Raw genomic sequence first — 24,086 nt, forward strand, 5'->3', positions numbered from 1 at the left:
CTCCGGAACCGTTGCCTCCGGCACCGTCACGGTCGGCGACCAGGTCATCGTGCTCCCCGCCGGACGTCGTACGACGGTCGCCGGCATCGACCGTGCCCTCGTCACCGCGACCGGGACCTCCGTTGCGGAACGACCGAGTGCCGTCGCTGGTGAAGCGGTCACGGTCCGGCTCGCCGACAACCTCGACGTCGCCCGCGGCTCGGTCATCGTCGCGGCCGACTCCTCCCCCGGCACCCGCCGCGAACTCAGCGCGACCGTGGCCTGGCTGTCCGAACGCCCACTGACCGTGGGCGCCCGGCTGCTCATCAAACACACCACCACCACGGCCCAAGCGATCGTCACCAAGATCGCCGGCGTGCTCGATCTGGACACACTCGGCGTCATCGATGCCGCCGGGCTCGACCTGAACGACATCGGCAAGGTGCAGCTCAAAATCGCCGCACCACTCGCCGCCGACCCGTACTCCAGTAACACCATCACTGGATCCTTCCTGCTGATCGACGCCCACGACGGATGGACGCTGGCCGCAGGCATGATCGACGACGAAGAAGGGGAACTGCTGTGACTGCTCCAGCTCTCGTGATCCTCGCCCACGGCAGCCGCGACCCGCGCTCGGCCGCCACCGTCCACTCCCTCGTGAAGTGCCTGCGCGAGATGCGTGACGACCTGCGGATCGAAGCCTCCTTCCTCGACCACTGCCCGCCCACGCCGTACCAGGTGCTCGGCAAGCTCGCCGCCGAGGGCGTCGAAGAGGTCGTCGTCCTGCCGCTGCTGCTGTCGTCCGCCTTCCACGCCCGGATCGACGTACCGGCCGTGATCGACGAGTCCCGCAACCGGTTCCCGAACCTGCGGATCATCGCCTCCGACGTGCTCGGGTACGACGACTCGCTGCTCGACGTCCTCGACCGCCGGATGCGCGCCGAGCTCAAGGACGGCCGGGTGCGCGAACTCGACGCGCTCGTGCTGGCCGCAGCCGGATCCAGCGACCCCCAGGCCAACGCCAGCGTGACCCGCCTGGCACGGTTGTGGGGCCAGCGGCACAAGCTGCCGGTCACCGCCGCGTTCGTCTGCGCCGCGACCCCGTCGCCGGCTGAGGCCGTCCTGCAGTGGCGGCTCGAGGGCCGTCGGCACGTAGCCGTCGGTTCGCTGTTCCTCGCCCCCGGCGTCCTGCCGGACCGCGCGGAGTCCATGGCCCGCAAGGCCGGCGCGGTCGCCGTCTCCCGGCCGCTCGGCGTCAGCGCCGAGGTCGCACGCCTGGTCCTCCTCCGGTACGGCGTCGCCGGCCTCGACCTCCTCACCCTGGCCCCGGCCCCCCGCCCGGTGCTCGTGCAGTCCGCCTAGTACTACCCCTTCCGGGAGCTACGGTCTCGCGCCACAACCGAGCCGTAGCTTCCGGAGGCACACCCGTCGCCGGTCGTGTTCGGGTACGCCTCACACGGCTGGATCGCTCTGTTTCGTTGGGGCGTTGCACCGGATCGTGTGTCCTACCGCCACAACGGTCACCAGGGCTGTCAGCACGCTGCCCGCACCGATCAGCCACGGGACACCGACGCGATCGCCGAGCCACCCACCGATCGGCCCACCGACACCGAGCAGGTCGTAGGTGAAAAGCGAGATCACTGCGGCGGTGTGCCCCGCAGCGAGCCCGTTCAATGCGAGCAGTGACGCGGCCAAGCAGACGAGACCGGCGCTTGCTCTGACCCGGAAGCCCCATCGGCCACCGGCCACGACCATCAGGGCCGAAGCACCCACGGCGCCGACTGCCCCGGCGGCTTGCGCGGCAGCGATGATGCTCGGAGACAAGCCCAACGACCTGGTCCCGTACGTCGGGATGTTGGCGCTGATCGCTGCATTGAGCAGCGCCAGTACGGCGATTCCGCCGCCCACACCGACGAGTCGGCTGGCCGCGAGATGGCGGAAACCCTGCAGCGCGTAGGACAACGTCCCCGCGGGCTCGTCGCTCTTGGTCCCGTGGGTCGCCTTGCGGGCGACGATCAGGGCGCCACCGACGAGATAGGAGAGCGCGTCGATCAACAAGACAACAGGCATCGGGAGGAACTTGATCAGGGTCGCAGCCAGTCCAGGGCCGACCACGTCGGAGACACTGGTGACCGTGCTCAGCATCGCCCCGGCGCTCTCGAACTCCTCCTCGTCGACGAGCTCCGTGAAGTACGGCGCGCTGTAAGCACCGAAGAACGCGCCAAGGAACGCCGACACCACCGCGACGCCGTACAGAACTCCCATCGACAGGAGATCGGCGAACCAGAGACCTGGAATCAGGAGACCGACCGCGAATCGGGCGAAGTCCACCTTGCGGAGTGCTGACCCGCGATCCGGGCTCCGTCACTTCGGTGATCGTCGACCCGACCTGCGACTGCCCACGCGCTGCCAGGAACCGGACGAACGGCCGGTTCCGGAGCAGCTGTCCCCGGCCCCGCGCTGCGGGCTGGCTCACGTGAGCAGCACCTCCATCAGCAGCTTTCCGGCAAGATAGCGCACGATTCCGGTGGTCGCAGGATCGGGAGATCTGAGCTCTTGCGATAGCGTGATATCACGCTATCGTGGTAGCCATGGCGAAAGAGGCGACCAAGAACATCCTGCTCCGGCTCGACCCGGAGCTGGCTGAGCATCTACAGACAGTGGCGGCGGTCGAGGGACGGTCGGTGTCGGACGTGGCGCGTGAGGCGATCGCTGAGCTCGTCGATCGGCGCCGGGCCGATAGTGCCTTCAGCCGGCTGCTCGAGGAGAACCTGTCCCGGCACGAGGAGTCCCTGCGCCGCCTGCGCGGGGACGACTGATGCGGTACCTCGACCTGTACGACGTCCTCGCGATCGCGGCGCGCATTCTGCGCTGCGAGTCCGAGGAGGCCGTCCGGCGAACCGACCTCGACGCGGTCCAGCGCGTGTTGACCGACGTACGCCGTACTGCCGGGCTGGCTGAGGCGTCCGCAGTACTGCTGGCCGGGTTGGTCCGCGGTCGGCCGTTCAGCGGCGCGAACCGGGTGGTGGCGGTGGCGGTCGTGCTGCAGTTCACCGCGCTGAATCACGCAGATCTCCGGCTCGAACCGGTGGCAGAGGTCGATGAGGTGCTGGACCGGATCGCCGCCGGTGACAGCAGTGGGGTGGCGGATTTCGTTCGCGAGCGGCTGGTGCTGCCCGACGTGACCGCGTCACTCGAGGAGCATCTGCGGCTCGACCTAGGGCTCGAAGAAGCGATCGACGAATGGATGTGGAGGCGGGTCGGTATGTACGAACGGTTCACGGAGTTGGCACGCAAGGTGGTCACACTCGCGCAGGAAGAGGCCCGGCAACTCGACCACAGCTACATCGGCACCGAGCACGTGCTGCTCGGCCTGATCGGCACAGCTGAGGGCGGGGCCTCGAAGCTGCTGGCCGGGGCCAGTACGACGGCGGTGCGGGAGCTCGTGGTCGAGATCGTCGGCCGCGGTCAGCGCGCGCCTGACGGAGGCATCCCGTTCACGCCGCGCGCCAAGGCGACGCTCGAGGAGTCCTACCTCGAAGCACGCCGCCTCGGTTCGGAGAACATCGACACCGAGCATCTCCTGCTCGGGCTACTCAAGGACACCGACGGTGTGGCCGCCCAGGTGCTGTCCCGGCTGGGCATCGAGATCGACACGGTCCGCAGCCTCACCGAGCAACGGATCGATCGGCGCCAGCGGTCACGGACGGCGGTCGAGGCAATGGTCGCCGGCGATCCGGACTGGACGGCGTACGGGCGCAGGCATCACCTGGTCGCCGAGCTGCACGCGGTCCTGGACGAGAACGAGCGGCTGCACGAGCAGGTCGCCAAGCTGCGCGACCTGCTCCGAAAGAACGACATCGATCCGGAGGGTTAGGTCGCGGCGAGGCGCTGCTTTTCCTTGGCGACGTCGAAGTCGGCGGCCGGCCACTGCGGGTCGAGGCCCTTCAGGGTCTCCAGGAGCAGGGTGGTGACGGCCCAGTTGCGGTACCACTTGCGGTCGCTGGGGATCACGAACCACGGCGACTGCTCGGTGTTACAGCGCTCGATCGCCGCGTGGTAGGCGTCCATGTAGTCCGGCCAGAGCTGCCGCTCGTCGACGTCGCCCGGGTTGTACTTCCAGTGCTTGGTCGGGTTGTCGAGGCGCTCCTCGAGCCGGACCTTCTGCTCCTCCGGCGAGATGTGCAGGTAGCACTTCAGCAGCGTGACACCGCTCTCGGCGAGCTCGGCCTCGAAGTCGTTGATCTGGTCGTACCGCTTGTCCCACACATTCGGCGCGACCAGGTTGCGGACGCGCGCGATCAGCACGTCCTCGTAGTGCGAGCGGTCGAAGATCCCGATCATCCCGTGGCCCGGGACGGCCTGCCGGATCCGCCAGAGGAACCCGCGGCGTTTCTCGGCCGGCGTCGGTGCCTTGAACGAGGTGATCTTCAGGCCCTGCGGGTCCATCAGCCCGGCACCGTGGCGGATCACACCACCCTTACCGGACGTGTCCATCCCCTGCAGCACCACCAGCACGCTGCGCTCAGCGCCCTTGCGGCCCTCGGCGAACAGGCGCTCCTGCCAGTCCGACACCTCGGCGCCGAGCGCCTCCAGTGCCGCCTTGCCGTCGTCCTTCACACCGACGAATCCCGTCGTCGCCCGCGGATCGTACGTCGTCAGATCCACCGGGCCGGCGGGGACTCGCAACTGCTCGAGCAGCCCCCCGGCCTCCTCCGCCTTAGCCTTCTTCTGCTTCGCCATCTACCCATCCTGCCTTATCGGTGGCGCGGTCCCTGGTAGGGACGACGGCGACGCCACAACACTCCTTCGATCACGGCGATGGCGATCGCACAGACCACGACCGCACCGGCCGCCCAGAACAGCCCGCCCAGCACGGCCAGACAGTCGTTGGATTCACCGCTGCCACACATGGTCCGGTCGTAGTACTCGACCCCGACGCGGAAAGTGCCGTACACCACCACCGTCGTACCGAGGAGGTGGGCGACGAACCGCAGCCACCCACCCGCTCCGGTCCGTGCCGCCTGCGCGGTGGCGACCAGGACGATCGCGAGCAGGATGAGGATGAACACCAAGGCGCCCAGCTCGAACTCGTCGGGCATCCAGACGAACCGGAACCCGGTGTTCACGGCCCCGAGCACGATCAGCAGCACGCTCAGCACAGCCAGCTCGATCCCGAGCAAGGTGCGGGCCTTCGGCAACGGCCAGGCCGCGATCACAGCGGCGATCGCGACCACGGCCGCGACGAATCCCAGCGGCAGGTTCCACTCGAGGAAGCCGTGACCGCTGAAGTCGTCGAAACGGATGAAGCCGCCGGCAGCCAGCAGCACAAGGCCGACCACGAGAAGGGCGGATGCGATGATTCCGCGGTCCTTGAGCATACCCTCAGCGAAGCACGTCCGGAGGTTCAACAGCTCAGGACGTGCGCGACAACGCGATCAATCGAGACAAAGCCCTTAAGTACTTCTTCCGGTAGCCGCCCTTGAGCATCGCCGCGGAGAACAACTGATCCAGCGGTACGCCGCTCGCCAGCAAGGGCAGGTCCCGGTCGTACATGCGGTCGGCCAGCACCACCATCCGCAGCGCGACGTTCTCGTCGTCGAGGGGCCGGATGTCGGAGATCGCGACCGCCTGCACGCCGTCGAGCAGAGCGCCGTACTTGCTCGGATGCAGCTGGGCCAGGTGGTGATGCAGATCGACGAAGTGATCGCAGGAGGTCGCCGGTCGCTCGGCCGCGGTCCGCTCAACGCGCTCGTCGGTCCACGGCTCGGGTGCTTCCGGGAGACCGCGGTGACGGTAGTCGGGGCCGTCGATCCGCCGTACGTCGAAATTCGCGGCCAGCGCCTGGATCTCGCGGAGGAAGTCGATCGCCTGGAACCGGCCCTCCCCCAGCTTGTCGGGCAGCGTGTTCGACGTCGCGGCGAGCTGGACACCGGCGGCGACGAGCTGCCCGAGCAACCGGGTGATCAGCATCGTGTCACCGGGATCGTCGAGCTCGAACTCGTCGATGCAGATCAGCCGGTACGACGAGAGCGCCTCGACCGCCGCGCGCAGCCCGAGCGCGCCGACGAGGTTGGTGAGCTCGACGAACGTGCAATACATCTTCGGACCGGCCGCCTCGTGCCACAGCGACGCGAGCAGGTGCGTCTTGCCGACCCCGAATCCACCGTCGAGATAGACACCGGGCTTGCCGGCCTCCGGCGTACGACCGCGCAGCCGCGACCAGAGGGACGGCGTCTGCCGCGGCTGGGCCAGGTGCTTGGCACGCTCGATCAGTACGGCGAGGGCTTCGGCCTGGGACGGCTCCTCCGGATTCGGCCGGTACGTCGCGAACCTGGCATCGGCGAAGCGCGGGGGCGGCACGCACTCGGAGAGCAGCCGATCCGAGCTGACCTCCGGCCACCGCTCGCTCAGCCGAATCACCATGGCGCCAACCCTAGTCGTAGGGTCGTTGGCATGGACCTACGACCACTCGGCAAGACCGGCCTGACCGTCTCCTCCGTCTGCGCCGGGGGCAGTGGGCTGGGCAGCATGCCCGCCGTCTTCGGGTACGACGTCTCGGCGGAGCAGGCGATCGAAGTCATCCTGCGCATCTTCGACAGCCCGATCACCTGGATCGACACCTCGAACGGCTACAGCGACGGCGAGAGCGAACGCCGCATCGGCCAGGCCATCCGCCAGTACGGCGGTCTGCCGGAAGGGTTCCTGGTCGCCACCAAGGTCGACGCACGTGGTTCCGACTACTCCGGCGCCCGGGTCCGCGCCAGCGTTGCGGAGAGCAAGGAACGCCTCGGCCTCGACGATCTGCCGCTGGTGTACCTGCACGATCCCGAGTTCCACGACTTCGACTCGATGCGCGATGCCGTCGACACGTTGATGCAGCTCCGCGCCGACGGCGAGATCGGGCACGTCGGCCTGGCCGGCGGCAACACCACCGAGCTCGCCCGCTACCTGGACCTCGGCGGCTTCGAGGTCGTCCTGGTCCACAACCGCTGGAGCCTGGTCGATCACTCAGCAGAAACGCTTCGCCAGAGAGCGCTCTCTGAGGAAACCGCTCTCGTGAACGCGGCGATCTACGGCGGCGGCATTCTCGCGAACCCGCACAGCACCACCAAGTACGGCTACCGTGACGCGCCACCGGCCGTACTCGAAGCCGTCGCGAAGATGGACGCCGCCTGCCGCGAGCACGGCCTCGACCTGGCCACCGCAGCCCTCCGCCACTCGGTGGACAACCCCAACATCACCGGCACCGTCGTCGGCATCACCAAACCCGCCCGCATCGACGCTCTTCTGACCGCACTGGACGCCGACCTCCCGCAGGAACTCGTCGATCGGCTGGACGCGCTGCTGCCGGATCCGCAGTACTGGCTTGACCTCAAGTGAAGTTGAGGTCATAGCTTCCTCGTCATGAAGACGATTCAGCTGCATGAGTTCGGTCCGGCGGAGAACCTGCGCTACGAGGACGCACCGGACCCGGTGCCGGGCCCCGGGATGGTGTTGATTCAGGTCGAGGCGGCCGGGGTGCACCTGCTCGACACGTTCCTGCGGGCCGGCGACTTCGAGGACAGCCCCTTCACAGCTCCTGAGTTGCCGACGATTCCGGGCCGCGAGGTTGCGGGGGTCGTACGGGAGGTCGGCCCGGAGGTCGACGACGCGTGGGTCGGGAAGCGGGTCGTCGTTCATCTCGGGATGGTGCCGGGTGGGTACGCCGAACTCGCGGTCGCCAAGGTGGAGTCGCTGTACGAGCTGCCTGATCACGTGGACGGCGTACAGGCAGTCGCGGCGATCGGGACCGGCCGGACCACCGCGGGGATCCTGGCGCAAGCAGCGCTCACCGCCGACGACGTCGTACTGGTGACTTCGGCTGCCGGCGGGATCGGCGCCTACCTGATTCAGGCTGCGCGCAATGTCGGTGCCACCGTGATCGGGCTCGCGGGCGGGCCGGCCAAGGTTCAGTTGGTGCGGGACCTCGGAGCTCAGTACGCCGTGGACTACAACGATCCGAACTGGGCAACCGCTCTGCAGGACGAGATCGGCAGCAAGCGCCCGGTCACCGTGATGCTCGATGGTGTCGCCGGACCGAGTGGCCTGCTCGCGCTGGACCTGGTCGCGGACGGCGGACGGGTGCTGACGTTCGGGTGGTCAGGTGGTGAACCGCTACCGGTGGACTCCCCTGATCTGTCCACCCGCGGCGTCTCGGTGACCGCTGCGCTCGGCGACATCCGCAGCCGGCTCCGGGAATTCGAGAGCGCGGCCCTCGACGAGACCGTCGAGGGCCGCTGGAGAGCGCTCTCGACCACGTTCCCGCTCTCCGAGGCACCCGCCGCTCACCGGGCGCTCGAAGAACGGCGAACCGTGGGCAAGGTCGTTCTCCTGCCTTGATTCACACCACACCGTGGCCTTCTCCCACCTCAACAGGAGAAGGCCACGATGCGGGGACGGGCCGCGGAAGACCTGGTGGGTTCCGCCGCGGCCCAGCTTGTTAATAGATGGTGTAGCTGAAGGTCGCCTTGCCCGTGGCGCCGCCGGAGTCCTTACCGGTCACCGTCGCGGAGTAGGTACCCCGCGTGGTCGGCATCCCGGTGATCGACCCCGAGGAGCTGATCGTCAGGCCGGGCGGCAGACCGGTGGCGGTGAAGGTGATCGGCAGACCGGCGCTCGACGTCGCGCGGATCTGGAGCGGGAAGCTCGACCAACCGACGAACCCGTACTGGCTGCCCGGGTTCTGCACCGTCACGGTGCCGGACTGCGATCCGGTCACCGTCAGCCGGTACGTCGACTCGTGGCTGACCGCACCGGTCCCCTTGACCACGACGTCGTACGAACCGGCCGCCGCCGACGCCGACGCGGCGATCGTCAGCGTCGACGACGAACCCGACGTCACGCTGGTCGGCGAGAACGTCGCGGTCACCCCGCTCGGCAGTCCACTGGCGGCCAGTTGCACCGACTGCGGGTCACCGCTCGTGGTGGCCGTCTTCACGGTCGTCTGCACCGAGTTGCCCGGGGCAACCGAACCGCTGGCCGGGTCGAGGCTCAGGCTGAAGTCGCTCCCCGTCGGCGGCTCACCGACGGCCAGCTTCCAGAGCCCGTACGCCGCCGCGTCGGCACTGCGGTCGAGCACCGTCGCCGAGATGTTCGTCGGGTACTTGTCACAGGCCGCGTGGTAGCAAGGGTCGTACGCCGAGCCAGCGGTGCCGCCCCACTTCTGTGCCTGCGCACTTGTCTTGCGGGCACTGGCCCCGGCGGCGACACCGCTGGTCGGGATCCCGGCATTCTTGAAGGACGCGTCGTCCGAACGTCCGACACCTTCGGTGTTCTCCTCCGGAGCCAGGTTCAGCCCGTCGTAGAACGCCTTCAGTACCTTGCCGGTGTCCGAGGTGATGTTGTTGACGAAGTATCCGGCGTTCGTCGAGGCGACCATGTCGAAGTTCAGGTAGGCCTTGATCTTCGACCGGTCGGCCGACGGCAGCTGGGCGACGTAGAACTCCGAGCCGTTCAGGCCCTGCTCCTCGTCGGTCCACCATGCGAACCGGATGTGCTTGACCAGCGTCGGCTGCTGCTGTGCAAGCGCCAGCGCCACCTCCAGGATCGCTGCCGACCCCGAAGCGTTGTCGTTGCTGCCCGGACCGGCGCTCACGCTGTCCAGGTGCGCACCGAGCATGATCACCTGGTTCGCGTCACCACCGGGGTAGTCGGCGATCAGGTTGTCCGACGGGTACGTGCAGTTCGTGCACCGCTGCTTGACCACGTTGAATCCGGCGTCGCGCAGCTTGCCCTCGATGTAGCTGACCGACGCGGTGTAACCCGCGCTGCCGGCCCGCCGGTGACCACCGTTGTTGACCGCCGCCGTCTGCAGCGCCTGCAGATGTGCCTTCACCTTCTCGACGTCGATATTCGGTACGCCGGCGGGCGGGGCGGATCCGCCGACAGTCAGCCGGTACGTCGCGGTCCGGTCGACGTCCACACCATCACCAGTGATGCGGACGTCGTACGCACCTTCCGGCGTACTCGACGTCGTACTGATCCTCAGCGTCGACGAGTTGCCGGACTGGACCGAGGCCGGGTCGAACGACGCGGTCGCGCCGGACGGAAGACCGGTCGCGGTCAGCTGGACCGTCTGTGCCGACCCGCTGCCGATCACGGTGTTCACCGTGGCGGAGGCGCTTTCGCCCGGCTTCACGGTGCCGCTCGCGGGCGAGACGGACATGGTGAAGTCGTTACCGGTCGGGGCACACGTGGCCTCGCCGGACTGGGCCGGGACCGAGACGGCGTCCCAGGCAGCCTTGACCTTGCCGTGCCAGGCGCAGCTGCTGTCCAGGTTCTTCGCGGCGTTCAGCGTGACCGAGCGCCACTTGCCGTACGACATCCCGGACGTCTTCGACAGCATCGCGTTGTAGAAGATCTTGCCGGCGTCCTTGATGCCGATCCCGGTCAGCGTCGTGTTGTTACACGTCGGGCTGGTGGGCTTGCCGTTACCGGGATTGGTGCCCTCGGCAAGCAAGTAGAACCAGTGGTTCATCGGTCCGGCCGCGGCGTGCACCGAGCTCGGCAGGCTGCTGGAGTTGCAGTCCGGGTGCCCGGAGACCTTCGACGGCTGGTACATGTACCGGATCGGGCCGTTGCCCTGCAGGTTGATCTTCTCGCCGACCTCGTAGTCGGGCGCGTCGTTCGGGTTGTTCAGATACGCCTCGGTGAGCGCTCCCCAGATGTCCGCGACCGCTTCCTGCGACGGGTGCCCGGAGATCCCGCCGGGGGTGTTCGCGTCCAGCCCATGACCGTACTCGTGAGCGACCACGTCGATACCGGTGATCCAGTTGTTCGCGTTGTTGTAGCCGAAGACGACACCGTCGGGGTTGTACTGCGAACCCCAGTAGGCGTTGATGTCGCCGAGCCCGACCAGGGCGTCGGCCCACTTGCCCTGGTTGTCCAGGCCGTTGCGCCCGTACCAGTTCTTCAGCAGATCCCACTCGCCGGCGGCGGTGTTCATGACATCGACACAGCCGGCCTCGCGGTCGGTCTTCGACGTGCTGCCCCAGGTGTCGTCCGGGCCGGAGAACGTCGTACCGGTCGACTGGTTGCCACACCGCAGGGACGGACGGGCCGGGTCGACCATCGTGTACGTCGAACCGGACTGCGTCGTACCGATGGTCAGGTTCGAGCCGTTCCAGATCCCGGTACCGGTCCCGGCCGCGCTCTCCTCGATCGTGTGCACGACCTTGCCGGTGCGCGCGTCGACGTACACCTTCTGGCGGGTCGCTTCACCGTGGTCGCGACCCTGGACGCGGGCTTCCCAGGCGAGCACCGGTTTGGCGCCACCGGCGTACACGACCAACGTCGGTTCGCCAGGAACCGGCTCGGCCTTGTCGATCGACTTCAGCGCCGTCTTCCGGGCGGCCGCCTTGGTGACCGTGGGTGTGCGGTCGAGGGCGATCGGCTGCTGCTGGGCAACGGTGATGCCCTTCGCGTTCCCGTCGGCGTCGGTGGTGACGACGAAGTCACCGCCGATCACGGCCAGGTCCTGGTACGTGCGCTGGTAGGCGACGTACTGCAGACCCCACGGGGTGGTGATGTCCTGCTGGCGGATGAACCGGTCCCCAGAACCGGCTTTGAGCTCAGCGGCCCGGCCTTCGACCAGGCGGTCAGCGGTGCGGATCGCGGCAGCCCGTGACAGTTGCTGATCAGTAGGATGGGGCTTCGCCACAGCGCTCGCGTCGGCATCGGCCGCCGGGAGCTTGGTGGTGACAACAGCGGTGGTCAGAAGCGCGAGACTGAGCACGCCTCCGACCGTCGCTGTACGCAGGGCAGTGCGTTTCACTGGGACACGTCCTCACTAGATGGGGGCGGGGACCCCGCCACCGGCCGCTGGGGCTGCAGTCCGGGCCGGCCGGTGGCGGATGAAGAAGACGCCGGCCGCCGGGCAGGGCGGGCAGGTGAACGTCCGATGTCCTCTGTCCGATGACATTGACACCTCTACGTGATGGCTGTGATATCCCAGCAGGGCATAACCTCGCCGCTATGGAGCTCGAACTTCGCCATCTCCGCGTGGTCTGCCGCCTTGCGGACACCGGCAGCGTCTCCAAGGCGGCCGCGGCACTGGGCGTCTCGCAACCGTCCTTGACCGCTCAGCTGCACCGGATCGAGGAGGCGGTCGGTGGATCGCTGTTCGAGCGCGCGTCGACCGGCGTCGTACCGACTCCGCTCGGGAAGCACGTGCTGAGCAGGTCGCGGGCGATGCTCGCGGACATGGACGAACTGATCGGCTCCAGCCGGCGTTATACCTCCGGATCGGGGACACTCCGGCTCGGATCATCGCGCACGGTCATGTTCGGGGCCTGGCTCTCGCGTCTGGAGAGAGCGCTCTCTGATCGTGAGATCGCGACTCAGGTGGATTCCTCGAGCGCCGTTCTCACCGATCTGCTGGCCGCCGACGTTCTCGACATCGCGATGATCGGACGCGCCGAGGACGCGTACGCGCCGCAGTGCCCGCCCGGGATCCGCGAGCAGACGATGGTCTTCCCGGAGCCGTTCGCGATCGCACTGCCGGCTACACATCCCCTGGCCGGCGTGGACGAGGTGAAGCTCGCCGACCTGGCCGACGATGTCTGGATCTGTCCGCCGGCCGGCAAGGAGGACGGTGAGCTCGCCTATCTCCGTGAGGTCTGCGAGGACGCCGGGTTCACGCCACAGTTCCGGTACGGGAATCTCGACACCACCGAGATCGAGCAGCTGATCGGGGCCGGGCGCGGGATCTGCCTGTGCGCCCCGACCGTCCGCGAACTCCCCCGGACCGTCGTGAAGCCGCTGGCCGGCCAGCCCTTCTCCTGGCGCCGGACCTTGCGCTGGCGCGTCGACCAGGTGAGTCAGGTGACCGTCAACCGGGTTCACCAGACCTTCGTCGACACCTACCGCGAGACCATCGCCGAGAACGCCTCCGCCCGTCCCTGGTGGAACGCCCATCCCGAGGCGCATCCGACGGTCATCGACCCGGTCTGACGCTCAGCTGTTGCGCGGTGCGTACATGATCACCACCACGCCCACGAGACAGATCGCCGCGCCGATCAGATCCCACCGATCCGGCCGGAACCTGTCGACCACCATCGCCCAGGCCAACGACCCTGCCACGAACACCCCGCCGTACGCCGCGAGGATGCGCCCGAAGTTCGGATCGGGCTGGAACGTCGCCACGAACCCATAGGCGCCCAGGGCAACGACTCCCCCCGCGATCCACCACAACCCGCGATGCTCGCGCCACCCCTGCCAGATCAGCCAGGCCCCACCGATCTCAGCCAGCGCCGCCAGCACGAACAATCCCATCGAGCGCGCCACGTTCATGCGCCCACGCTATTCGGGCTCGTCGGTCCAGGTGAGAGTGAAGGTGACCGCGCCGAATCTCAGGTGGTCGCCGGGGCGGACGCGGACCGGGGTGGTGATGCGGCGGCCGTTGTGTTCGGTGCCGTTCATGGAGCCGAGGTCGCGGATCATCCAGCCGTCGCCGACGTGCCGGAGCTCGGCGTGGTGGCGCGAGACGGAGATGTCACCGAGGCGGAGCGTGGCACCTTCGCCGCGGCCGATCCGGACGGTCGGCGAGCCGGCCGCGGGCAGCGCGAGGTTCTGGATCGGTACGGCGGGTGCCTGGCGTTTGGCCAGCGGGATTCCGAGGAAGCCCTCGAGGCGGCGCCAGACGTCGACGCGCGCCAGCCGGGCGCGCGTGGTGCGCACCCAGCCGGCGATGCGAGGTTCGGGGCGGGGCAGATCGGTCAGGACCGAGTCGAGCTCACCGCGGCTCCGGGCGCCCAGGACGAAGTTCATCCGGCGGATGAAGGTGTCGTGGGACAACCGGCCCGAGCCGGCGCCCTCCCGCAGGAGGGCGAGCGCGCGATCGCGCTCCGCGTCGGACGGACGCGCGTTCACCAGCGGGAGCGGACCCATGAACGAAATTGTCGACGCCGATCGGCTCACTGTCCACCGACCCCGCGGGTCTACCGGTACTGCACCCGATCCGCCGCGTGTGCGTCACCCTGGCTCAGACCGATGTTCGACACGCCGACGACCAGCCGGTGCCCGGTGGTGTCGTTCCGGTAGGTGACGTACGTCGAACCAGCGCCGGCATCGGCAGCGACTCGGCGCCACGAAGATCCGCCGGTCTTCGAGATCTTCGTCAATGCCTTGGTGACGTTCGGCGTGGCGTAGTACGCCATCCACTTCGTGTCACCGCGACCCCAGGCCCGGATCAGGTTGTCCGACCAGGCCACCGCACCCCACGCCTTCGGCTCGCCGACGAACTTCGCGCTCGTCGCGGCGTGCCACCCGCCGGATCCCCGCAGGCCGACGTTCTGGACACCGACGGTCAGGTTCCCGCCGCGGGCGTCGTCGTGGTACGTCACGTAGATCGTCCCGGCAGCACCTTCGGTGCCGACCCGGCGCCAGTGGACACCGCCCGGAGTCGCCTGTGCGTTCAGCGCCCGGGCGACCGCCGTACTGGCGTAGCAGGACGTGGTGCCCTGTTCTCCGCTACCCCACGCGCGGACGAGACGATCGGCGTACGTGACGGCGTCGACGTTCGCCACGGACTTGCCGCAGGATGTCGCAGCGGTCGCCGGAGCGGCGCCGGTGAGGATGAAGGGCACGGTCACAGCGAGTGCGGCAGCCGTTCCGAGGAGTTTCTTCTGACCTTTGATGCGCATGATCAACCTCCCGAGTTGGTCAACTGGTGCCTTCACCCGGTGAGACGCATTGGAGGCCAATGGAGTTTGGCATAGGTGAGAATGACCACATGGACCTGCCTGTGATGCCGCCGGTGAAGCCGATGCTCGCGAAGCCTGTGAAGGGGATCCCGCGCGGGGACCTGAGCTACGAACCCAAGTGGGACGGGTTCCGCTCGATCATCTTCCGCGACGGTGACGAGGTGGAGATCGGCAGCCGCAACGAGAAGCCGATGACCCGCTACTTCCCGGAGCTGGTCGAGGCGATCAAGGCGAACCTCCCGGAGCGCTGCGCGATCGACGGCGAGATCGTGGTGATCGGCGAGTCCGGCGACCGGCTCGACTTCGAGGTGCTGCAGCAACGGATCCACCCCGCCGCGAGCCGGGTGAACATGCTGTCGGAGAAGACGCCGGCCCGGTTCGTCGCCTTCGACCTGCTGGCGCTTGGTGATGACGACTTCACCGAGCGGCCGTTCAGCGAACGCCGTACCGCCCTGCTGGAGGCGCTCGCCGGCGCGAAGGCACCGATCCACATCACGCCCGCCACGACCGACCACGACACGGCCGGCCAGTGGTTCGAGCAGTTCGAGGGCGCGGGGCTCGACGGGCTGATCGCGAAGCCGCTCGATGGGCTCTACCTGCCGGACAAGCGGACCATGTTCAAGATCAAGCCGGAGCGTACGGCGGACTGCGTGGTCGCGGGGTATCGCCTGCACAAGAGCGGTCCCGACCGGATCGGCTCCCTGCTGCTCGGTCTCTACAACCCCGACGGGACACTCGCCAGCGTCGGCGTGATCGGCGCCTTCCCACTCGAACGCCGCAAGGAACTCTTCGTCGAGATGCAGGAGCTCGTCACCTCCTTCGACGACCACCCCTGGGCCTGGGCCAAGCAGGAGGAAGGCACCCGAACCCCACGCAACGCCGAAGGCAGCCGCTGGCAAGCCGGCAAGGACCTGTCATTCACTCCCCTACGCCCCGAGCGCGTCGTCGAGGTCCGCTACGACCACATGGAAGGCGTCCGCTTCCGCCACACCGCCCAGTTCGTCCGCTGGCGCCCCGACCGCACCCCCGAGTCCTGCACCTACGAACAACTCGAAGAACCCATCAAGTTCGACCTGGCCGACGTACTCACAAGTGCGACCAGCTAACGAACTCGGAGACTGAAACGATCCAGGTGGGCATCTGGGGGCCGAGTGGGGGCACTATGGGTGCATACCGACTGGTAGTGACCCGGAGGTGCGCGATGTACGACGTCGTACTGCTTGTCGAACAGGAACTCTCGGAGCCGGACGCGAAGCGTGTGGTCGAGTTGCACGAGGACATGCCGGAGCAGGTGAAGTATCACGTGCTCGTGCCGTGCCACAACGCGGAGGCCGGAGTGGAGGCCTCGATCAGCGCACTGGGGACCGCGGATCTGTACGGGCCGGGGCTGGCCACTCAGCGGCAGGATCTGGCTGAGGCGCAGAAGGCGATCGACAGTGAGGCCAAGGGGTGCAGCGGGCGGAGTGTGCAGCGGCTGCGTGACCTCGGGAAGGCGGCTGAGGGCGGGATCTCGCACGAGCGGCCGATCGATGCGCTGATCGCGACCGTGGAGGCGACGCACGGCCAGGAGGTCGTGATCCTGACCCGGCAGCATGTCGTCGCGGAGTTCTTCCACCTCGACTGGACGAACTCGGCCCGCCGGCACCTCAAGGTCCCGGTCCTCCATCTGCTGGAGCAGGACCCGCAGAAGGAGAACGCCTCCTAGTGTCTCAGGAGTGCCGCGTAGGTGATCCCCGCGGCCAGTGCGCCGATCAGCAAGGACAGCGATGTGCGTAGCACGCGGTCGCCGACCTTGCCGTAGTACTCGCCGTCTTCGGAGTGGTAGGCGACCTTGTAGCCCGCGTACCCCGCAACCAGGACCAACGCCAGCTTGATCACGCAGTTGCCTCCCGTTCCTGACGTGTCAGGTCAACGGTAGCGCGGACTCCGCGAACTGGGTGTGATACAGATCGGCGTACTCGCCGTTGCGTGCCAGCAGCTGTTCGTGCGTTCCGCGTTCGACGATGTTGCCGTGGTCAACGACCAGGATCAGGTCCGCGTTGCGGACCGTCGACAACCGGTGCGCGATCACCAACGACGTCCGGCCCTCGAGCGCAGTGTCGAGCGCTCGCTGGACCTGCACCTCGGACTCGGAATCCAGGTGTGCCGTGGCTTCGTCCAGTACGACGATCTGCGGTGCCTTCAGCAACAACCGGGCAATCGCCAGCCGCTGCCGCTCACCACCAGACAACCGGTGGCCGCGATCCCCGACGACCGTGTCCAGGCCGTCCGGCAACGAGTCCACCAGATCCCACACCTGCGCCGACCGCAGCGCCTCGATCATCTCCTCGTCGGACGCGTCCGGCTTCGCATAGATCAGGTTCGCGCGGATCGTGTCGTGGAACATGTGCGCGTCCTGCGTGACATACCCGATCCGGTCGTGCAGGGACTGCAGCGTCACATCCCGTACGTCGGCTCCTCCGATCCGCACGGCTCCCCCAGTGACGTCGTACAGGCGGGCGACCAGGTTCGTGATCGTGGTCTTGCCGGCACCTGACGGGCCGACGAGCGCGACCATCTGGCCGGGCCGCACAACGAAGCTGACGTCATCGAGCACCTGGGCCGACACGCGCTTGTCGAGGACGGCGACCGACTCGAGGCTCGCGAGGGAAACCTCCTCGGCGGTCGGGTACGCGAACGCGACGTGGTCGAACTCGACACTCGCCGCATCGCGCGGCAGGTCTTGAGCGTCCGGCGCGTTCTTGATCATCGGCTCCAGATCCAGCACCTCGAAGACGCGCTCGAAGGAGACCAGCGCCGTCATCACATCGACGCGGACGTTGGACAGCGCGGTCAGCGGGCCGTACAAACGGCCGAGCAGCGCGACCAGGGCGAGCAGGGTCCCGACGGTCAGGGTCTGACGGACGGCCAGGTTGCCACCGACGCCGTACACGAGGGCTGTCGCCAGCGCCGCGACCAGGGTCAGCGCGGTGAAGAACACGCGGCCGAGCATCGCGATCCGGATGCCCAGGTCGCGCACCTGACCAGCGCGCTCACCGAACTCGCGGTTCTCGATCGCGGGCTGTCCGAAGAGCGTCACGAGCAGGGCACCGCCGACGCTGAAGCGCTCGGTCATCGAGGTCGACATACCGGCGTTCAGGTTCATCTGCTCTCGGGTCATCGCGGCCAGCCGCCGGCCGAGGATGCGCGCCGGGATCAGGAACACGGGGAGCATGAGGATCGCGACCAGGGTCAGCTGCCAGCTCAGCAAGAGCATCGCGCCGACGACGAGGATCAGGCTGATCACGTTCGAGACCACACCGGAAAGCGTTGAGGTGAAGGCCTGCTGGGCACCGATCACGTCGTTGTTCAGTCGCGAGACCAGCGCGCCGGTCTGGGTCCGGGTGAAGAAGGCGACCGGCATCTGCTGGACGTGCGCGAACACCTTGGTGCGCAGGTCGAAGATGAGCCCTTCACCGATCCGCGCGGAGAACCAGCGCTGCATCAGCCCGAGCGCCGCCTCGACCACTGCGAGCCCGGCGACCACCAGGGCGAGCGCGGTGACGAGACCGCCGTTCCCCTTGATGATGCCGTCGTCCACGATCTTCTTGAACAGCAGTGGCGAGGCGATCACCAGGAACGCCGCCACGATCACCAGCAGCAGGAACAGCGTGATCTGCACCTTGTACGGCTTCGCGAACGACGCGATCCGGCGCAGCGTCCCCTTGGCCAGCTTCTGGTCCTTGACCGACGAGTCCATCCGCCGCCAGCTGGCGGCACCACCCATCGGCATCCCGCCGCCCATGCCCGACATCCGGACTCCTCCCTGTTGAACCTGGACAACACTTCAGGTCGCCCGGTTCTTCCGATCCGCAACCAACGGTTGCACATCGAGCCCCCGTCCCCTAGAGTCATGTGCAACAAAAGGTTGCGAAAGGAACGGTGGAACCGATGACGCGAAGCATTACACGTGAACTCCGGATCGACGCCTCCCCGGAGGTCGTCTACGAGGTGATCAGTACGCCGGAGCACCTGCGCGAGTGGTGGCCGGACGAGGCGGACGTGAAGGCCTCCCCCGGAGCCGTCGGCACCATCTCGTTCGGCACGGAGAACGTCGTACCGCTGACCGTGGTCGAGGCCGACCCGCCGCGGCGGTTCTCGTTCCGCTGGGCGCACCCGGTGGACGAGGCGGCCAGTGCGGCCAACTCGCTGCTCGCGACCTTCGACCTGATCCCGGACGGCGACGGCACGCTGCTGCGGTTCGCCGAGACCGGGTTCGACGAGGCCGGCCGCTCGGACGACGAGTTCAACGAACACACCACCGGCTGGGACTACTTCCTGCCCCGGCTCACGCCGTACGCCGCGCGGGTTGCCGGCGCGTAATGGCCGTCGACAACGAGCTCTGGTCCGTCATCGGGGACCCGACCCGGCGGGAGATGCTCGACCTCCTGCTGGCCTCCGGCGGCGGTACGGCGACGTCGCTCAGCGACCGGTTGCCGGTCACCCGGCAGGCAGTCGCGAAACATCTCGCCGTACTGGAACGGATCGGGCTCGTGCACGCCACGACCTCCGGACGCGAACGCGTCTACACGGTCGACGAAGACCAGCTCGGCCGCGCGGTAGCGCAACTCTCGACCGTCCGCGACGCCTGGGACGGCCGCCTGCAACGCATCAAGCGGATGGCGGAAACCATCCAGAAGACCCGGAAGAGGTAAGCGACATGGTGGACATTCTGCACAGGATCGGCGTCCAGGCTTCGGTCGACGACGTCTACAAGACCCTCGCGACCGTCGACGGCCTGGCCGCCTGGTGGACCGAGGAAACCCAGGGCGACCCGGCGGTCGACGGCGTCCTGCAGTTCTGCTTCGCCGAAGGCGGATTCGACATGAAGGTGCTCGAGAGTGAGCCCGGCCAACGGGTCGTGTGGGAGGTCGTCGACGGACCTTCGGAGTGGATCGGTACGCACGTCCGGTTCGACCTCAGCCAGGAGGACGAGTTCGCGATCGTCCTGTTCCGGCACGAGGGGTGGAAGGAGCAGGTGCCGTTCATGTACCACTGCAGCACGAAGTGGGCGACGTTCCTGATGAGCCTGAAGCGGCTCGTCGAGACCGGCACCGGCGAACCCGCACCGAACGACGTACGGGTCAGCAACTGGCACTGAACGCTTTGGCTACGGTGGCCTGATGGACCTCAACGAACAGTTCGAGTACGAGGGAGCCACCATCGCCTGCGGTCGCGCGGGGACCGGGCCGAGTGTTGTGTTCTGCCACGGCACGCCGTTCTCGTCGCGGGTCTGGTCGCGCTATGCCGATGCACTGACCGACAGTTTCACCGTGCACCTGTGGGACATGCCCGGCTACGGCCAGTCGACCAAGGCACCTGACCACCCGGTCGACTTCGGCGCCCAGGCCCGCGCTTTCGCCGCACTGCTGCAGCACTGGAATCTCGACCGGCCGCATGTCGTCGCCCACGACTTCGGTGGCGCCGTGTCGCTGCGCGCCACCCTGTTCGAGCAGGCGGTCTACTCGTCGCTGATGCTCGTCGACGTCGTCGCGATCCCGCCGTCCGGCTCACCGTTCTTCCGGTTCGTCGCCGACAATCCGACCACGTTGGACGCGCTCCCGCCGTACATCCACGAGGCCGTGCTGCGCGCCTACATCCAGAACGCCAGCCACCGCGGCCTGGCCGAGGACGACCTGCAGTCGTTGCTGGAGCCGTGGACCAGCGACACCGGGCACCCCGCCTTCTACCGGCAGATCACCCAGTACGACGAGCGCTACCTCGTCGACAACGAGGGCCGGCTGGGCGAGCTGACGTTGCCGGTCCACGTGGTCTGGGGCCGCGAGGACAGCTGGATTCCGCGGCAGACCGGCCAACGGCTCGCGGCGCTCATCCCTGGTGCGGAGTTCACCGAGGTACCCGACGCGGGTCACCTCATCCAGTACGACAACCCCGTCGTACTGGCCAACCTGATCCGGTCCTGGCTCAGCCGAACGCGGCCATGAGCTCCTTCAATCGACGCTCCTGGGCTGCACCCTCAGCCTTCAGCTGATCGGCGTACGAGCGGTCCGCGGCGCCGAGCAGGAGCGCCTTCGTCTCGCGGACGGCACCTGCCAGCGGCGTCAGTACGGCGTCGGTCAGATCCTTCACCGTCGCCGCCAGCTCCTCAGCCGGTACGACGATGTTCGCGAGGCCGATCTCCTTGGCCTCGGCCGCCTCGACCCAGCGGGTGGTCGCGCAGATCTCGAGGGCCCTCGAGTACCCGACGAGCTGGACCAGCGGCTGCGTACCACCGAGGTCGGGCACCAGCCCGAGCGCCGGCTCGCGCATGCTGAACTTGGCGTCGGGGGTGAGGACGCGCAGGTCGCAGGCGAGCGCGAGCTGGAAACCGGCGCCGACCGCGTGTCCCTGGACCGCCGCGATGCTGATGATGTTCGGGTTCCGCAGCCACGAGAAACCCGCCTGGAACTCGGCGACGATCTCGTAGACCTCCTCGGCCGGCTTCGCCCCGAGGCTGAGCAGCGGCTCCTCACCCAGATCGTTCTCACCCATGATGAGCCGCCGGTCCAGACCCGCCGAGAACGACTGGCCCTCCCCCGACAGCACGACCACCCGGACGTCGTCCGGCAGCGACCGGCCGAAATCGGCCAGCGCCCGCCACATCGCCGGGGTCTGCGCGTTGCGCACCTCCGGCCGGTCCAGTACGACGCGCGCCACCGGGCCATCCACCGAGAACCGCAGTCCGAGATCAGTCATGCGCCGTACATTACCCGAGGGTAGCTATCAGGCGAGCGACACCAGGTCGGCGTAGTCGTTGGTCCAGAGGTCCTCGACACCGTCGGGAAGGAGCAGCACGCGCTCCGGCTCGAGCGCCTGGACTGCACCCTCGTCGTGGGTGACCAGCACGATCGCGCCCTTGTACGAGCGGATCGCGTTCAGCACCTCTTCCCGCGAAGCGGGGTCCAGGTTGTTGGTGGGCTCGTCGAGGAGCAGGACGTTGGCCGCGGAGACGACCAGGGTGGCCAGCGCCAGCCGGGTCTTCTCCCCACCGGACAGCACGCTGGCCGGCTTCTCCGCGTCGTCCCCGGAGAACAGGAACGCGCCGAGCACGCTGCGCGCCTGGGTCTCGTTGAGATCCGGGGCGGCAGTCTTCATGTTCTCCAGGACGGTCCGGTTCACGTCCAGGGTCTCGTGCTCCTGGGCGTAGTACCCGAGCTTGAGGCCGTGGCCGTCGATCACCTCACCGGTGTCCGACTTCTCGATCCCGGACAGCACCCGCAGCAGCGTGGTCTTGCCGGCACCGTTCAGCCCCAGTACGACGACGCGCGAGCCGCGGTCGATCGCCAGGTCGACGTCGGTGAAGATCTCCAGCGAGCCGTACGACTTCGACAGCTCCTTCGCCATCAACGGCGTCTTGCCGCACGGAGCCGGCGACGGGAACGAGATCTTCGCGACGCGGTCGGAACGACGCTCGTCCTCGAGCCCCGACATCAGCTGCTCGGCGCGCTTCAGCATCTGCTGCGCCGCCGTGGCCTTGGTCGCCTTGGCCCGCATCTTGTTCGCCTGGTCGACGAGCTGGGTCGCCTTCTTCTCGGCGTTCGAACGCTCCCGCTTACGGCGGCGCTCGTCCTGCTCACGCTGCGTCAGGTAGACCTTCCAGCCGACGTTGTAGACGTCGATCTCGGCCCGGTTCGCATCCAGGTGGAACACCCGGGTGACCGTCTCCTCGAGCAGGTTCACATCGTGGCTGATCATGATCACGCCACCGGCGTACGACTTGAGGAAGTCGCGCAGCCAGACGATCGAGTCCGCGTCGAGGTGGTTGGTCGGCTCGTCCAGCAGCAGCGTCTCCGCCTGCGCGAACAGGATCCGCGCCAGCTCGACCCGCCGCCGCTGACCACCCGACAACGTGCCCAGCGGCTGCCCGAGCACCCGGTCCGGCAGGCCCAGGTTCGCCGCGATCCGAGCGGCTTCCGACTCGGCGGCGTAGCCACCGGCGGCATGCAACTCAGCCTCGGCCCGCTCGTAGCGCCGCATCCCCTTGGCGCGCGTCTTCTCGTCCGCGCTGGCCATCGACTTCTCCGCGCTGCGCATCCGGTGCACGACCTCGTCCAGCCCACGCGCGGACAGGATCCGGTCCCGCGCGAGCACGTCGAGGTCACCCGTCCGCGGGTCCTGCGGCAGATACCCGATCTCACCCGACTTCGTCACCGACCCACTCGCCGGCAACCCCTCACCGGCCAGGATCTTCGTCAACGTCGTCTTACCGGCGCCGTTGCGCCCGACCAGCCCGACCTTGTCCCCCGGCCCCACCCGGAACGACGCCGGGGAAAGCAACTGCCGAGCACCTACACGTACCTCGAGATTGGAAGCAGTAATCATCGCGGTGGCAGATGTCCTCAGGGGTCGGTGTAGCGGTCAGCGGCGCGGAGTCACGACACGGCAACAACCCTCGCTCTGAGGTCTAGTGTATGTGCTGTGAAATTCAATCCGGACGCGGATCTCGATACCAGCGGTATCGAGGACACCCGCGGCAGTGGTGGTGGACGCGGCGGCGGGCTGCCCGGCGGGATGATTCCGGTCGGCGGCGGTGTCGGCGGACTGATCCTGCTCGTCATCATCGTGCTGCTGAACGGCGGCATTCCCGGCCTGGGCAGCGACGGCACCGGCGAGCCCACGAGCCAGAACACCGGCCCCGGCAGCCTGAACGCCTGCAAGAACGTCACCACGAACAAGGAATGCCGCTTCGTGGCCGACCAGAACTCGATCGAGGGCTTCTGGGCCACCGAGCTCCCCCGCCGCGGCAAGAAGTACATCCCGGCGCCCATGCGCGTCTTCGAGGGCCAGGTCAGCACCGGCTGCGGCGCCGCCAGCAGCGCGGTCGGCCCCTTCTACTGCCCGCCGGACAAGCGCGTCTACCTGGAGCTCGGCTTCTTCCGCACCCTGGAGACCGAGCTCGGCGCCAAGGGCGGCGACTTCGCCGAGGCCTATGTGATCGCCCACGAGTACGGCCATCACATCCAGAACCTCTACGGCATCCTCGGCCGCATCAAGACCCGCACCGGCCCCACCTCGGACTCCGTCCGCTCCGAACTCCAGGCCGACTGCCTGGCCGGCATCTGGACCAACCACGCCACCACGGTCCCGGCCAAGAACGGCAAGCCCTACATCCTCGAGCTCACCGACGACGACATCGCCGCCGGCCTCGACGCCGCCGCCTCCGTAGGCGACGACCGCATCCAGTCCAAGACCCAGGGCCAGGTCGACCCCGAGTCCTTCTCCCACGGCACCGCCGAACAACGCATGCGCTGGTTCAAAGCCGGCCTCGACTCCGGCGACATGACCACCTGCGACACCTGGTCCGCCAGCACGCTGTGAGTGGGG

Annotated in this window: 25 protein-coding genes and 1 pseudogene; 14 read left to right on the top strand and 12 right to left on the bottom strand. The window is 67.9% G+C overall.

Annotated features, from left to right (window positions below):
- Together ACFCV3_RS18785 and ACFCV3_RS18790 are read left to right on the top strand one after the other, a co-directional pair.
- A pseudogene (locus tag ACFCV3_RS18785) lies at positions 1–565 on the top strand (hypothetical protein); the annotation flags it as partial.
- Positions 562–1,341, top strand: coding sequence for a sirohydrochlorin chelatase (locus ACFCV3_RS18790; protein ID WP_376031370.1), 780 nt, complete (start codon positions 562–564; stop codon positions 1,339–1,341). The pseudogene ACFCV3_RS18785 and the gene ACFCV3_RS18790, both read left to right, overlap by 4 nt.
- 90 nt (positions 1,342–1,431) lie before the next feature.
- Here ACFCV3_RS18790 and ACFCV3_RS18795 read toward each other — a convergent pair whose 3' ends face one another.
- The gene (locus ACFCV3_RS18795; RefSeq protein ID WP_376031372.1) at positions 1,432–2,310 is read right to left on the bottom strand and encodes an MFS transporter; all 879 of its coding nucleotides are present in this window, start codon (positions 2,308–2,310) and stop codon (positions 1,432–1,434) included.
- Positions 2,311–2,570: 260 nt separating this feature from the next.
- Here ACFCV3_RS18795 and ACFCV3_RS18800 point away from each other — a divergent pair, with 260 nt between their 5' ends.
- Together ACFCV3_RS18800 and ACFCV3_RS18805 are read left to right on the top strand one after the other, a co-directional pair.
- Positions 2,571–2,798 (top strand): ribbon-helix-helix protein, CopG family, encoded by a 228-nt coding sequence (locus tag ACFCV3_RS18800; RefSeq protein WP_376031374.1) that lies wholly within the window; start codon positions 2,571–2,573, stop codon positions 2,796–2,798.
- On the top strand, positions 2,798–3,856 hold the full coding sequence (locus ACFCV3_RS18805) for a Clp protease N-terminal domain-containing protein (RefSeq protein ID WP_376031376.1): 1,059 nt from the start codon (positions 2,798–2,800) through the stop codon (positions 3,854–3,856). The genes ACFCV3_RS18800 and ACFCV3_RS18805 overlap by 1 nt, the downstream gene beginning before the upstream one ends.
- Here the strand turns inward: ACFCV3_RS18805 and ACFCV3_RS18810 are convergent.
- Genes ACFCV3_RS18810 through zapE form a run of 3 tightly spaced genes read right to left on the bottom strand, consistent with a single transcriptional unit; the run spans position 3,853 to position 6,405 of the window.
- Positions 3,853–4,722 carry a PPK2 family polyphosphate kinase gene (locus tag ACFCV3_RS18810; RefSeq protein ID WP_376031378.1) on the bottom strand — a complete coding sequence of 290 codons (870 nt, stop codon included), beginning with the start codon at positions 4,720–4,722 and terminating at the stop codon, positions 3,853–3,855. The genes ACFCV3_RS18805 and ACFCV3_RS18810 overlap by 4 nt on opposite strands.
- 14 nt (positions 4,723–4,736) lie before the next feature.
- A complete protein-coding gene (locus tag ACFCV3_RS18815; protein ID WP_376031380.1) occupies positions 4,737–5,360 on the bottom strand; it encodes a hypothetical protein in 624 nt (207 codons plus the stop codon).
- Positions 5,361–5,394: 34 nt separating this feature from the next.
- Positions 5,395–6,405 (bottom strand): cell division protein ZapE, encoded by a 1,011-nt coding sequence (gene zapE, locus ACFCV3_RS18820; RefSeq protein ID WP_376031382.1) that lies wholly within the window; start codon positions 6,403–6,405, stop codon positions 5,395–5,397.
- A gap of 30 nt (positions 6,406–6,435) precedes the next feature.
- On the opposite strand from zapE, the gene ACFCV3_RS18825 reads away from it, so the two are divergent.
- Both ACFCV3_RS18825 and ACFCV3_RS18830 read left to right on the top strand, forming a co-directional pair.
- Positions 6,436–7,362, top strand: a complete 927-nt coding sequence (locus tag ACFCV3_RS18825; RefSeq protein WP_376031384.1) for an aldo/keto reductase — start codon at positions 6,436–6,438, stop codon at positions 7,360–7,362.
- Positions 7,363–7,386: 24 nt separating this feature from the next.
- Entirely contained in the window at positions 7,387–8,361 is a 975-nt protein-coding gene (locus tag ACFCV3_RS18830; protein WP_376031386.1) for a zinc-binding dehydrogenase, read from the top strand.
- Between the two features lie 100 nt (positions 8,362–8,461).
- Here ACFCV3_RS18830 and ACFCV3_RS18835 read toward each other — a convergent pair whose 3' ends face one another.
- Positions 8,462–11,755, bottom strand: coding sequence for a M20/M25/M40 family metallo-hydrolase (locus ACFCV3_RS18835; protein WP_376031388.1), 3,294 nt, complete (start codon positions 11,753–11,755; stop codon positions 8,462–8,464).
- Positions 11,756–11,994: 239 nt separating this feature from the next.
- On the opposite strand from ACFCV3_RS18835, the gene ACFCV3_RS18840 reads away from it, so the two are divergent.
- The gene (locus tag ACFCV3_RS18840) at positions 11,995–12,972 is read left to right on the top strand and encodes a LysR substrate-binding domain-containing protein (protein ID WP_376031390.1); all 978 of its coding nucleotides are present in this window, start codon (positions 11,995–11,997) and stop codon (positions 12,970–12,972) included.
- Positions 12,973–12,975: 3 nt separating this feature from the next.
- Here ACFCV3_RS18840 and ACFCV3_RS18845 read toward each other — a convergent pair whose 3' ends face one another.
- Genes ACFCV3_RS18845 through ACFCV3_RS18855 form a run of 3 tightly spaced genes read right to left on the bottom strand, consistent with a single transcriptional unit; the run spans position 12,976 to position 14,663 of the window.
- Positions 12,976–13,311, bottom strand: a complete 336-nt coding sequence (locus ACFCV3_RS18845) for a YnfA family protein (protein WP_376031391.1) — start codon at positions 13,309–13,311, stop codon at positions 12,976–12,978.
- Positions 13,312–13,320: 9 nt separating this feature from the next.
- Entirely contained in the window at positions 13,321–13,908 is a 588-nt protein-coding gene (locus tag ACFCV3_RS18850) for an FHA domain-containing protein (protein ID WP_376031393.1), read from the bottom strand.
- A gap of 50 nt (positions 13,909–13,958) precedes the next feature.
- The gene (locus ACFCV3_RS18855) at positions 13,959–14,663 is read right to left on the bottom strand and encodes a hypothetical protein (protein ID WP_376031395.1); all 705 of its coding nucleotides are present in this window, start codon (positions 14,661–14,663) and stop codon (positions 13,959–13,961) included.
- A gap of 89 nt (positions 14,664–14,752) precedes the next feature.
- On the opposite strand from ACFCV3_RS18855, the gene ACFCV3_RS18860 reads away from it, so the two are divergent.
- Positions 14,753–15,829: an ATP-dependent DNA ligase gene (locus ACFCV3_RS18860; RefSeq protein WP_376031397.1), complete on the top strand. Its 1,077-nt coding sequence runs from the start codon at positions 14,753–14,755 to the stop codon at positions 15,827–15,829.
- 95 nt (positions 15,830–15,924) lie between these two features.
- Positions 15,925–16,428: a hypothetical protein gene (locus ACFCV3_RS18865; protein WP_376031399.1), complete on the top strand. Its 504-nt coding sequence runs from the start codon at positions 15,925–15,927 to the stop codon at positions 16,426–16,428.
- On the opposite strand, the gene ACFCV3_RS18870 is transcribed toward ACFCV3_RS18865, so the two are convergent.
- Positions 16,425–16,601 (bottom strand): hypothetical protein, encoded by a 177-nt coding sequence (locus tag ACFCV3_RS18870; RefSeq protein ID WP_376031401.1) that lies wholly within the window; start codon positions 16,599–16,601, stop codon positions 16,425–16,427. The genes ACFCV3_RS18865 and ACFCV3_RS18870 overlap by 4 nt on opposite strands.
- 25 nt (positions 16,602–16,626) lie before the next feature.
- A complete protein-coding gene (locus tag ACFCV3_RS18875) occupies positions 16,627–18,507 on the bottom strand; it encodes an ABC transporter ATP-binding protein (RefSeq protein ID WP_376032419.1) in 1,881 nt (626 codons plus the stop codon).
- Between the two features lie 146 nt (positions 18,508–18,653).
- On the opposite strand from ACFCV3_RS18875, the gene ACFCV3_RS18880 reads away from it, so the two are divergent.
- From ACFCV3_RS18880 to ACFCV3_RS18895, 4 genes are read left to right on the top strand one after another with little or no spacing between them, the layout of a single operon-like run.
- The gene (locus ACFCV3_RS18880) at positions 18,654–19,085 is read left to right on the top strand and encodes an SRPBCC domain-containing protein (RefSeq protein WP_376031403.1); all 432 of its coding nucleotides are present in this window, start codon (positions 18,654–18,656) and stop codon (positions 19,083–19,085) included.
- Positions 19,085–19,417, top strand: a complete 333-nt coding sequence (locus ACFCV3_RS18885; protein WP_376031405.1) for an ArsR/SmtB family transcription factor — start codon at positions 19,085–19,087, stop codon at positions 19,415–19,417. The genes ACFCV3_RS18880 and ACFCV3_RS18885 overlap by 1 nt, the downstream gene beginning before the upstream one ends.
- A 5-nt stretch (positions 19,418–19,422) precedes the next feature.
- Complete coding sequence (locus ACFCV3_RS18890) at positions 19,423–19,863, top strand: SRPBCC domain-containing protein (RefSeq protein WP_376031407.1); 441 nt, start codon at positions 19,423–19,425, stop codon at positions 19,861–19,863.
- Positions 19,864–19,885: 22 nt separating this feature from the next.
- Positions 19,886–20,707: an alpha/beta fold hydrolase gene (locus ACFCV3_RS18895; protein ID WP_376031409.1), complete on the top strand. Its 822-nt coding sequence runs from the start codon at positions 19,886–19,888 to the stop codon at positions 20,705–20,707.
- On the opposite strand, the gene ACFCV3_RS18900 is transcribed toward ACFCV3_RS18895, so the two are convergent.
- Entirely contained in the window at positions 20,688–21,458 is a 771-nt protein-coding gene (locus tag ACFCV3_RS18900; protein ID WP_376031411.1) for an enoyl-CoA hydratase/isomerase family protein, read from the bottom strand. The two genes, ACFCV3_RS18895 and ACFCV3_RS18900, sit on opposite strands and share 20 nt — an antisense overlap.
- Before the next feature lie 27 nt (positions 21,459–21,485).
- The gene (locus tag ACFCV3_RS18905) at positions 21,486–23,084 is read right to left on the bottom strand and encodes an ABC-F family ATP-binding cassette domain-containing protein (RefSeq protein WP_376031413.1); all 1,599 of its coding nucleotides are present in this window, start codon (positions 23,082–23,084) and stop codon (positions 21,486–21,488) included.
- A 96-nt stretch (positions 23,085–23,180) separates the two neighbouring features.
- Here ACFCV3_RS18905 and ACFCV3_RS18910 point away from each other — a divergent pair, with 96 nt between their 5' ends.
- A complete protein-coding gene (locus ACFCV3_RS18910; protein ID WP_376031415.1) occupies positions 23,181–24,080 on the top strand; it encodes a neutral zinc metallopeptidase in 900 nt (299 codons plus the stop codon).
- Positions 24,081–24,086 lie beyond the last annotated feature (6 nt).

It is taken from the genome of Kribbella sp. NPDC056345 (assembly GCF_042262745.1).
In the GTDB taxonomy this organism is placed as follows: domain Bacteria; phylum Actinomycetota; class Actinomycetes; order Propionibacteriales; family Kribbellaceae; genus Kribbella.